Annotated in this window: 10 protein-coding genes; 6 read left to right on the top strand and 4 right to left on the bottom strand. The window is 68.3% G+C overall.

Annotated elements, in window-relative coordinates:
• Window positions 1–31: 31 nt before the first annotated feature.
• A complete protein-coding gene (locus KF887_00245) occupies window positions 32–568 on the bottom strand; it encodes a DUF3576 domain-containing protein (protein QYK41613.1) in 537 nt (178 codons plus the stop codon).
• 291 nt (window positions 569–859) lie between these two features.
• Between KF887_00245 and KF887_00240 the strand changes: the two genes are divergently transcribed.
• The 3 genes from KF887_00240 (at window position 860) to KF887_00230 (ending at window position 3,905) form a co-directional block, all read left to right on the top strand.
• Window positions 860–1,846 (top strand): porin, encoded by a 987-nt coding sequence (locus tag KF887_00240; GenBank protein ID QYK41612.1) that lies wholly within the window; start codon window positions 860–862, stop codon window positions 1,844–1,846.
• 337 nt (window positions 1,847–2,183) lie between these two features.
• The gene (locus KF887_00235) at window positions 2,184–3,149 is read left to right on the top strand and encodes a porin (GenBank protein QYK41611.1); all 966 of its coding nucleotides are present in this window, start codon (window positions 2,184–2,186) and stop codon (window positions 3,147–3,149) included.
• Window positions 3,150–3,248: 99 nt separating this feature from the next.
• Window positions 3,249–3,905 (top strand): YggS family pyridoxal phosphate-dependent enzyme, encoded by a 657-nt coding sequence (locus tag KF887_00230; GenBank protein QYK41610.1) that lies wholly within the window; start codon window positions 3,249–3,251, stop codon window positions 3,903–3,905.
• 75 nt (window positions 3,906–3,980) lie between these two features.
• Here KF887_00230 and KF887_00225 read toward each other — a convergent pair whose 3' ends face one another.
• Together KF887_00225 and KF887_00220 are read right to left on the bottom strand one after the other, a co-directional pair.
• Window positions 3,981–4,775, bottom strand: coding sequence for an endonuclease/exonuclease/phosphatase family protein (locus KF887_00225; GenBank protein ID QYK41609.1), 795 nt, complete (start codon window positions 4,773–4,775; stop codon window positions 3,981–3,983).
• A gap of 215 nt (window positions 4,776–4,990) precedes the next feature.
• A complete protein-coding gene (locus tag KF887_00220; GenBank protein QYK41608.1) occupies window positions 4,991–5,677 on the bottom strand; it encodes a response regulator transcription factor in 687 nt (228 codons plus the stop codon).
• A 149-nt stretch (window positions 5,678–5,826) separates the two neighbouring features.
• Between KF887_00220 and ribA the strand changes: the two genes are divergently transcribed.
• From ribA to KF887_00205, 3 genes are all read left to right on the top strand, one after another.
• Window positions 5,827–6,915: a GTP cyclohydrolase II gene (gene ribA, locus KF887_00215; GenBank protein ID QYK41607.1), complete on the top strand. Its 1,089-nt coding sequence runs from the start codon at window positions 5,827–5,829 to the stop codon at window positions 6,913–6,915.
• 41 nt (window positions 6,916–6,956) lie between these two features.
• Window positions 6,957–7,415, top strand: a complete 459-nt coding sequence (locus tag KF887_00210) for a L,D-transpeptidase family protein (protein ID QYK43372.1) — start codon at window positions 6,957–6,959, stop codon at window positions 7,413–7,415.
• Window positions 7,416–7,483: 68 nt separating this feature from the next.
• On the top strand, window positions 7,484–9,382 hold the full coding sequence (locus tag KF887_00205) for an alpha-amylase family protein (protein ID QYK41606.1): 1,899 nt from the start codon (window positions 7,484–7,486) through the stop codon (window positions 9,380–9,382).
• Window positions 9,383–9,403: 21 nt separating this feature from the next.
• Here the strand turns inward: KF887_00205 and KF887_00200 are convergent, their stop codons facing one another.
• Window positions 9,404–10,729, bottom strand: a complete 1,326-nt coding sequence (locus KF887_00200) for an amidase (protein ID QYK41605.1) — start codon at window positions 10,727–10,729, stop codon at window positions 9,404–9,406.
• Window positions 10,730–10,811: the final 82 nt, after the last annotated feature.

The raw sequence follows: 10,811 nt of genomic DNA, 5'->3' as shown, positions 1-10,811 counted from the left end.
CCCGGCCCGGTCCACCCCTGCCGGCTGCGTGTCAGAGGCGGCTGTCCGCCACCCGCAACTGCCGGGCGCGCGTCAGGATCGCATCCTCGACCGCGCGATGCGTCTCGCGCGACACCGCGCCGCCGCCCCGCGCCTGCAACGCCACGCGCAGCGACCGCGCATCCAGCGCGGGGTCCTGGATGTAGATCGTCGCGCGATAGGCGCGGCCGCCGCCGGGCGGGGCGCCATAGCCGGTGACGATCACGCCGGTGAACGGATCGACGGCCTCGATCGGCAGGAAGTTCAGGATGTCGAGCGAGGCGCGCCAAAGGTACTTGTTGACCCCGACCGTCACGTTCGGGTCGGCATTGCCCGCGAACAGCTGGCCAAGCGTCGTGCGGCTGTCCAGGTGGCTCAGGCGTTCGTCACGGGGCACCGCCGATCCGGAACGGTCGTTCGGGTCGCGCGGGGTGCCGCCGATCCCGCCCAGGCTGCCGAATCCGCTGCCGATGCTGCCGCGCCCGCAGGCCGCGAGGGGAATCAGCACCAGCAAGACCAGGGCCATGCGCCCAGCGCGCGCAAATGTCATGCCTTCGACCCCGCAATTCCGCCGTGGCGCCCTGTCTAACGCGCGCCCGTCCGGGTGACAAGCGGTTGCGGGACAGACCGGATTCCGATGCCCGGCAATGCGGCGGCGGCGCGGCGGCGCCGTGCCCCCTCTGCGGCGGAAACATGGTGTTGCGTGACTGCACCATCGGGGGCCGGTTTTTGCGGAAGCTGCCGAGTTAACTTGCAATGACGGGTGCGCGGGATGAAACAGCGATCATTCCTGGCCCAATCTTCCAGGGTTGGGTGCACCTTTCTGACCATGAGGGAAAACATGAAAAAGGTACTCCTCGCCACCACAGCGCTGATGCTGTCGGCCGGCGTCGCCGCGGCGGACTTCAAGATCGGCGGGACGGCCCGCGCCGGTATCGTCTACAACAGCGACCCGGGCACCGGCGCGACCAAGACCCGCGTCAACATGCGCCTGCGCTTCAACATCGACGCGTCGAAAGAGCTGGACTCGGGCGTGACCCTCGGTGGCCGGATCCGGATGCAGTACGACCAGTCGCGCATCAACGACTCGGACGACATCTTCGGCAACCGTTCGGGCGCCGCGCTGAACGCCGCCTACCTCTACGCCACGGCCGGCGGCCTGCGCGTCGAAGTCGGTAACGTGAACACCGCCTTTGACTCGGCCGCGCTGCTGTACGCTGCGGAACTCGGCTATGTCGGCACCACCCAGGGCGGCTACAACCTGTCGTCCTACACCGCCTACGTGACCGGCCCGTACACCTACGGCACCCAGATCAACCGCATGGGCCTGTTCGCCTCCTACTCGGTGGGCGACCTGGTGGCGCGGATCTCGTATGTGAACCCGAACCAGAACGTGACCGACCTGCCGGTCGGCGTCGCTGAGGAAATCTCGATCTCGGCGAACTACAAGGCCGGCGCGTTCACCGTTTCGGCGGCCTTCGCTGCCAACGGCAACTTCATCGACGGCAACGACATCGGCTTCATCGGCGCCGAATACGAAATCCAGCCCGGCACCGCGATCGGTCTGCAGCTGTTCGACCACGGCAAGACCGGGGCCGGCGCTGACAAGGGTTCGTCGGTTTCGCTCTACGGCCGCACCAAGCTGGCCAACGGCCTGGGCCTCGGCGCCTTCGTGTCGAGCGCGAACAGCAAGACCGGCGTCGCCGAAAAGACTGCCTACGGCATCGGCTTCGACTACGACCTGGGCGGCGCGACCCTCGCGGGCACCATCCAGAAGTCGCACTCGGACACCACCTACGCCGACCTGGGTATCCGCTTCTCGTTCTGATCGGAACGACAGCACCCTCTGGAAGAGCGGGCCTCGCGCCCGCTCTTTCTATTCCCGGCGGCCCGTTCCCGGCTGCCGGTCTTTCCTTTCTGCCCGGCCGCGCATCGCTTTTCCCGGCACTGCCGAAAGCCTGTGCAGCGCGGCGGCGCGGCGATTTTCCCACCCCCGTCACATCCCCGTGGCATGATCCTGTTGTTGCGGCGGTGCCGCAGTGCCGCATGATCTGCCGTGCAGCAGGCACGCATCCTTGCGTCGCGGAATGCAAAGTATGAAGACTGTACGACAACGCGGGTTGCGCAGCGGCGACCTGCCCTCTGATAGAACAATGGGGCTCCAGATGAAGAAAATCCTCCTCGCCACCTCGGCGCTCGTGCTCTCGGCCGGTGTCGCGGCCGCTGACTTCTCGATCGGCGGCTCGGCCCGCGCCGGTATCGTCTACAGCGATCCCGTCGGCGCCGGTGAATCCAAGGCCACCGTCAACATGCGCCTGCGCTTCAACTTCGACGCATCCAAGGAGCTCGACTCGGGCGTGACGCTCGGCGGCCGGATCCGGATGCAGTATGACCAGTCGCGCATCAATGACACCGACGACATCTTCGGCGACCGTTCGGGCGCTACGCTCAGCGCGGCCTATCTCTATGCCGAAACCGGTGGCCTCTACGTGCAGATCGGTAACGTCGACACCGCGCTCGACTCGATGGCGCTGCTCTACAACTCCGAACTCGGCTATATCGGGTCCACCTTCGGCAGCTATGCCTTCGCGAACTACGCCGCCTATGAGACCTCGCCCTACGGCGCGGATCAGATCAACCGCATGGGTGTGTTCGCGTCCTACACGGTGGGCGACCTGACGGCGCGCCTGTCCTATGTGACGCCGAACCAGAACGTGCGTGCGCTGCCCGCGGGCGTGGAAGACGAGGTCTCGATCTCGTTCGACTACACGGCCGGCCAGTTCTCGATCGGTGTCGGTGCCTCGTTCAACGGCGGCTTCGAGGACGGCAACGACGTCTATGCGATCACCGGCGAATACGCGATCAACGACGATACCGCGATCGGCCTGCACTACATGGACAACGGCTCGGCCAACTCGGCCACCACCACGCTCTATGGCCGCACCAAGCTGGCCAACGGGCTCGGTCTGGGCGCCTACATCGCCGGGAACGATGACAACACGCTCGCCAAGGATTTCGCGATCGGCATCGGCTTCGACTACGATCTGGGCGGCGCGACGCTGGCCGGCACGATCCAGCGCGGCTTCAGCGACGAAACCTATGCCGACCTCGGCATCCGCTTCTCGTTCTGATCGCGTCGGAACAGTCTGACGGGGGGCGGGCCATCGGCCCGCCCTTTCCTTTTCGGCCGGGATGTCTAGGTTGCCCCCGGTTCCGGACCGGAGGCTTGCATGTCGCTTGACACCATCGTTGCACGGCTGGCCAGCGCGGTTTCGGCCGCGGGCAGGGCGCCCGGTTCGGTCACGCTGATCGCCGTTTCCAAGGTCCAGCCCGCGGACCGCGTCGAGGCCGTGCTGGCGCAGGGCCACCGCATCTTTGGCGAGAACTACGTGCAAGAGGCGCAGGCCAAGTGGCCCGCCTGGAAGGCGCGCTTCCAGGCTGTCGCGCTGCACATGATCGGGCCGCTGCAGACGAACAAAGCCAAGGCCGCCGTCGAGTTGTTCGATGCCATCCATACCGTCGACCGGCCCAGCCTCGCGGAAAAGCTCGCACGCCTCGCGCAGTCACGCGGGGCCTGCCCCGCGCTTTTCGTGCAGGTGAACACCGGGGCCGAACCGCAAAAGGCCGGGATCGCGCCCGAGGATGTGGATGCCTTCGTCGCATCGCTGCGCGGCATGGACCTGCCGGTGGCGGGCCTGATGTGCATCCCCCCGGACGAGGCCGACAGCACGCCGCATTTCGCCATGCTGGCCGGCCTCGCATCGCGCAACGGCCTGTCCGGCCTGTCGATGGGCATGTCGGGCGACTTCGAGGCCGCGGTGGCCCACGGCGCGACCCATGTGCGCGTCGGCAGCGCGATCTTTGGCGCGCGGGCGGCCAAAGGTTAACAGGTGATGAATCCGGACGGGTCAAGCCTTTGATATTGCTTGGCTTGCAAAGCGTCCCACGGTGGGACGCTCCGCTCAGGGGTCCAGATCGAAGCTGGCAAAGACCGGCGCATGGTCGGACGGCTGGTCCCATCCCCGCGCCGCCCGCAGAATCCGGCTGCCATGCGCCGCCCCCGCGATGTCCGGCGTGGCCCACACATGATCCAGCCGCCGCCCCTTGTCGGCCGTGTCCCAGTCGGCCGCGCGGTAGGACCACCAGGAATACAGCAGCCCCTCCGGGATGTCCCGCCGCGTAACATCCACCCAGCGCCCCGCCTCCTGCGCCTGGGCCAGATGGTCAACCTCGATCGGAGTGTGGCTCACGATCTTCAGCAGCGCCTTGTGATTCCAGACGTCATCCTCGCGCGGCGCGATGTTCAGGTCGCCCACCAGGATCGCCCGCCCCGGCCGCTCGGCCCGCGCCCAGTCCCGCATGTGGGTCAGGTAGTCCAGCTTCTGCCCGAACTTCACATTCTCCACCCGGTCCGGAATGTCGCCGCCCGCAGGCACATAGCAGTTGTGGATCACCACGCCCGACGGCAGCCGCGCCGCCACATGGCGCGCATGCCCCAGCCCCGCAAAGTCGCTCGACCCGGCATCCTGCAACGGTACCCGGCTCAGGATCGCGACGCCGTTGTAGCCCTTCTGTCCCCGCGCCACGAGATGCGGATAGCCAAGCGCCGCGAACTGCTCCATCGGAAACTTCTCGACCGGCGTCTTGCATTCCTGCAGGCACAGGATGTCGGGCGCCTCGTCCGCCAGGAAACGGGCGACCAGCCCCTCCCGCAGTCGGACCGAATTGATGTTCCAGGTGGCAAGGGTGAAGGGCATGTGCGGTCTCCGTCAGGCGACGCCACCCTAGGGGGGCAGCGCCCGACGCTCAACCGTCCCCGTCCCGGCACCACAAAAAAGGCCGGGCGTCGCCGCCCGGCCAGGTCCAACAGGGAGGTGCCACGCCATAACCCCGACGCGACAAGGGGAACTCTCAGATGCAACAGTAACGCACGCTAAAGATGATTGCATCCGATTGGGGCAACAATTTGTCGCTATGCGACCAATCGGTAACCACCCGATTCCGTCACCAGCAGCCGGGCGTTCGAGGGATCGGGTTCGATCTTCTGGCGCAGCCGGTAGATGTGGGTCTCGAGCGTGTGGGTGGTCACCCCGGCATTGTAGCCCCAGACCTCGTGCAGCAGCACATCGCGCGCCACCACGCCCGACTGCGCCCGGTACAGGAACTTCAGGATGTTGGTTTCCTTCTCGGTCAGCCGGATCTTCTTTTCCTTCTCGTCCAGCAGCATCTTCTGCGCGGGCTTGAAGGTATAGGGACCAAGCTGGAAGATCGCATCCTCGGACTGTTCGTGCTGCCGCAACTGGGCGCGGATCCGGGCCAGCAGGACGGGGAACTTGAACGGCTTGGTCACGTAGTCGTTCGCCCCGGCATCAAGCCCCAGGATCGTGTCGGCGTCCGAATCGTGGCCCGTCAGCATCAGGATGGGGCACTTGACCCCCGCCTTGCGCATCCGGCGGCAGAGCTCGCGCCCGTCGGTGTCCGGAAGCCCCACGTCCAGGATCACAAGGTCATAGAGCCCGGCCTTCGCCTTCTCCATGCCTTCGGCGCCGTTGGCGGCCTCGAACACGTCGAAGTCTTCGGTCATGACCAGCTGTTCCGACAGCGCCTCGCGCAGATCGTCGTCGTCATCGACCAGCAGGATTTTCCGCAAGGATGCCATGGCTTTGCCCTCCATCTTGCGGGTCAGATGCGATCAGGGCCGGGGCTGGGCAAGCATTCTTGCAGATCCTTCACGCGGACGTGTCGGCTGCGGGGGCAATGTTTCAATTTCCTGCGCGCGGCGCTAGGGAGAGATCGGAGGGGCCGCTGATGACGCTTTCGCTTTCGCTGACGGAAAGGCTGGCCCGCGCGCGTGGCGACCTGCGCATGGGCGTGCCCGTCGTGCTGACCGATGCGGGTGCCGGGGTGCTGGCCGTCGCGGCCGAGGCGGCGGGCGCCGCCCGCCTGGCCGACCTGCGCGCGCTTGGTCCCGTCGAACTGGCCATCACCGCACGGCGGGCGGAAACGCTGAAGGCGCGCGCCTATCATGGCGATGTGGCACGGCTTCTGGTGCCGGGCGATGCCGGGGCGCCCTGGGTGGCCGCCGTGGCCGACCCGGTGGCCGACCTGTCGGTTCCGATGAAGGGACCGTTCCGGTCGGTGCGCGAAGGGGGCGCCGAGCTTCACCGCGCGGCGCTGCTGCTGGCGAAATCGGCGCATCTGCTGCCGGCGGCGCTGGTGGTGGCGGTGGATGCGCCGCTTGCGGTGGCGGCGGCGCATGGGCTGACCGTGCTTGCCCTGGCCGAGGCGATGCCGGAACTCGCGCGCTTCGCGCCGCTGCATGCGGTGGTCTCGGCACGCCTGCCGATGGCGGCCTCCGACGCCGGACGGGTGCATGTGTTCCGCCCCGACGATGGCGGCGAGGATCACTATGCGATCGAGATCGGGCGCCCCGACCGGGCCCGCCCGGTGCTGGCGCGGCTGCATTCGGCCTGCTTCACCGGCGATGTGCTGGGCAGCCTGAAATGCGACTGCGGGCCGCAACTGCGCGCGGCGCTTGCGCAGATGGGCGCGGAAGGCGCGGGTGTCCTGCTGTATCTGAACCAGGAGGGGCGGGGCATCGGGCTGGCCAACAAGATGCGTGCCTATGCCCTGCAGGACCAGGGCTTTGACACCGTCGAGGCCAATCACCGGCTTGGGTTCGAGGATGACGAGCGCGATTTCCGCATCGGGGCGGCGATCCTGCGACGCATGGGATTTTCCGCGGTGCGGTTGCTGACGAACAACCCCCGCAAGATCGCGATGATGGAATCCTGCGGCGTGGCCGTGGCCGAACGGGTGCCGCTGCGGGTGGGGCAGACGGCCGAGAACGCCGGCTATCTGGCGACCAAGGCGGCAAAGTCGGGGCATCTGCTGTGAACCGGCTGGACATCGTCGTGACACGCTGGGGCGCCCGGTTCATGGGGCGCCGCTTTCCGGTCAGCATCGGGCGGGGCGGCATCGTGCCCGCCCGCGCCAAGCGCGAGGGCGACGGTGCCACCCCCGCCGGAACCCATCGTCTGGTCGGGATGCTGTACCGCGCCGACCGCATGGCCCGCCCGGCCGACTGGGCGCTGCCGGTGACGCCGGGGGATCTGTGGTCCGACGATCCGCGCGATCCCCGCTACAACCTGCCGGTGCGGGTGCCGCACGGGTATTCGCACGAACGCCTGATGCGCCCCGATCCGGTCTATGACCTGCTGCTGCTGACCGACTGGAACTGGCCGCAGGCCGAACCCGGGCGAGGCTCGGCGATCTTCGTGCATGTGTGGCGGCGACCGCGCTTTCCGACCGCCGGTTGCGTGGCCTTCGACCGCGCCGACCTTGGCTGGATCGCGCCGCGCATCCGCCCGGAAACGCGGCTGGTGGTGCAGGGCTAGAGCCTGCGAATCCCTTTCCAAACCGCTTTGGAACCCCTATCGTCGGCACAGGTCGAAGGGGGGATACCATGGCCAAGGCAACCCGCGCGGCGCGACCCGCCGATGATCACGACATCTTCGACCTGCGCCTTGCCCGGTCCGCCCCCGATCTGTGGCCGATGCTCGACGCGCTCTACGCCATGCGGGCGGACTATCCGGCGTTCCGCAAGCGTCTGCTCGGTGCGATGCGCAAGGCCTGGGACGGCCGCGCGGCCGACCTGAGGCGGCTGGACCTGCAGCGCGACCTGGAGCCCGACTGGTTCCAGCGGTCCGACCGGGCGGGCTATGTGTTCTACATCGACCGCTTCGCGGGCAGCCTGAAGGGGGTGCTGGACCGGCTTCCCTATCTCGAGGATCTGGGCGTCACCTATGTCCATCTGATGCCCTGCCTGAAGCCCCGCCCCGACGACAGCGACGGCGGCTATTCGGTGATGGACTACCGCAAGGTGAACCCCGCCTATGGCACGATGGACGATCTGGAGGACGTGGCGCGCGCCTTCCGCGCACGCGGCATCAACCTGTGCGTCGATCTCGTGCTGAACCACACCGCCAAGGAACATGCCTGGGCACGGAAGGCGGCCAGGGGCGACGCGGCCTATCAGGACTATTACCTGATGTTCCCCGACGACACCCTGCCCAGGCAGTACGAACGGACGCTGGTCGAGGTGTTTCCCGACAACGCGCCGGGCAACTTCACCTTCTACCCTGCGTTCGGCAAATGGGTCTGGACCACGTTCAACGAACATCAGTGGGATCTGAACTGGGCCAACCCGCAGGTGTTCCTCGAGGTGGCCGAGATCATGCTGTTCCTCGCCAACCGGGGGGTGGATGTGCTGCGGCTGGATGCCGTGGCCTTCATGTGGAAGCGGATGGGCACCCGCTGCCAGTCCGAGCCCGAGGTTCACATGCTGCTGCGGGCGCTGCGCGCGGTGTGCCGGATCGTCTGCCCGGCGGTGATCCATCTGGAAGAGGCGATCGTCGCGCCCGCCGAGATGCTGCCCTACCTGGGCCGCGGCGAGCATGACGGGAAAGAGGGCAATCTGGCCTATCACAACAGCCTGATGGTGCAGTTCTGGTCGTCGCTGGCCACACGCGACACGCGGCTGATGACGCATGTGCTGGGAACGCATTTCCCGGATCGGCTGACGAATGCCACCTATGCGACCTATCTGCGCTGCCATGACGACATCGGCTGGGCGATCACCGACGAGGATGCGGCCGCGATGGGCCTGACCGGGCAGGGCCACCGGGCCTTCCTGTCGGATTTCTACGAAGGCGTGTTTCCCGGCAGTTTCGCCCGGGGCGCGCTGTTCCAGGTGAACGAGGCAACGGGCGACAAGCGCATCTCGGGCAGTTTCGCCTCGCTCGCCGGGCTGGAGCGGGCAGAGGCGGCGGGCGATGCAGGCGCCGCCGAACTGGCGGTGCAGCGCATCCTGATGGGTCATGCGCTGATCGCGGCCTGGGGCGGCATCCCCCTGGTCTACATGGGCGACGAACTCGCCCTGCCGAACGACCACGGCTATCTCGGCGTGCCGGAACACGCGCATGACAGCCGCTGGGTGCACCGCCCGCGGATGGACTGGGCCACGGCAGAGGACCGCGAGACCGGCCAGTCGCCCGCCGCCCGCGTGTTCCGGGGGGTGCGGCACATCCTGGCCCGTCGCCGGGCGACGCCCGGCCTGCACGCGGGCCATCCGACGGTCGTCTGCGACACCGGCAACCCCGCGCTGTTCGCGGTGGCGCGCCGGGCACCCACCGGCACGATCCTGTGCCTGTTCAACTTCACCGAGGGGTGGCAGCACCTGCCCGCCACCTTCGCCCGGACGCTGGGCGCGGCCCGGATGCATGACGCCCTGTCGGATGCCGCCGTGGCCACCTTCCACGACAACATCGCCCTGCCACCCTATGCCCGGCTGTGGCTGACCTGACCCGCCCGCCCGGTGCCGCGCTCAGCCCAGGGCGCGTTCGGCTGCCGCAGCCAGCCGCAGCAGGCGTTCCTCGTGCCCCGGACCGGCCATCATCATCAGACCGCAGCTTGGCTGGCCGGTCGGCAGGGTGACGGCCGCCGACCCCATCAGGTTGCCGATGCGGGTATTGCGCAGCGCCAGCAGGTTCTCGGTGACATAATAGCCGTCATCCTCAAGCAGCCGCTTGGCGTCGGGCGGCAGGATCGGGGCGGTGGGCAGGATCACCGCGTCATAGCCCGCCACGCGGGCCGCCCATGCGGCGCGCAGTTCCTCCAGCCGCCGCCAGCCCGATACGTAATCCGCCGCGCTGACCGCGCCACCCGCGCGGAACCGATCGAGGATGCGGGGAAACATCAGTCCGGGGGCAAACTCGATGCGGTCGCGCCACAGCCCGTAGGCCTCGGCGGTGAACAGGGCGCCTGCAAGGCCCATCGCCTCGGCCACTTCGGGCGCGGCCAGCCGGTCGATCCGCGCACCCGCCCGCGACAGCCGGTCGGATGCCGTGTCGAACCCGGTGCCCGGTGCGTCGCGCAGGTCGTCCATCGCAACGGTATCCAGGACCGCAAGGCGCGCACCGCGCAGCGACGCGCCGGTCAGGTCAGGGGCAACGCGCCCCTCAAGTGCGGCAAGGATCAGTGCGCAATCCTCGACCGACCGCGCCAGCGGCCCGGGCGCGTCGAACCGCAGGCACAGCGGCACGATCCCGGTCAGCGGCAGGCGCCCATGCCCGGGCTTGAACCCCACCAGATCATTCCACGCCGCCGGAATGCGCACCGAACCGCCGGTATCGGTGCCGACAGCCGCCGGCGCCAGGCCATGCGCCACCGATGCCGCCGCGCCCGAGGATGATCCGCCCGGCACGGCGCCCGGGAAGTTCGCGCAGGGCGGCGTCGCGATGACCGGGTTCAGCCCCAGGCCCGAAAAGGCAAGCTCGGACATATGCGTCTTGCCCAGGCAGACGGTGCCCTGCGCCGTGGCGGTGTGCAGGATGGTGGCGTCCTGTTCGGGGATGCGGCCCTTCAGCAGCGCCGATCCCGCCTCGCAATAGGCGCCGGCCGCGTCGATGTTGTCCTTCCATGACAGCGGCACGCCATCCAGCGGCCCGATCCGCCGCCCGGCCTTGGCCCGGTCGGCCGCCGCCATCGCCATCGACCGTGCCCGGCGGGGGGTCATGCGGGCATAGATGCGCCCGCCCTCGGGATGCGCGGCGATGGCGTCCAGAAACGCCTCGGTCAGTTCCATGGCGTTGATCCGGCCCGCGCCGATCGCCCGCCCCAGATCGCCCGCCGTCATCCACAGCCAGTTCATCGCCCACCCCGCCCCCGCACCATGCGCGAAAGCTAGCGGCACCTCGGCGCATGGACAATCCCGCGCCCCGCGCCATAGTCCG

Source organism: Paracoccaceae bacterium, from assembly GCA_019454225.1.
In the GTDB taxonomy this organism is placed as follows: domain Bacteria; phylum Pseudomonadota; class Alphaproteobacteria; order Rhodobacterales; family Rhodobacteraceae.
This window is presented reverse-complemented; position numbering and strand designations above follow the sequence as displayed.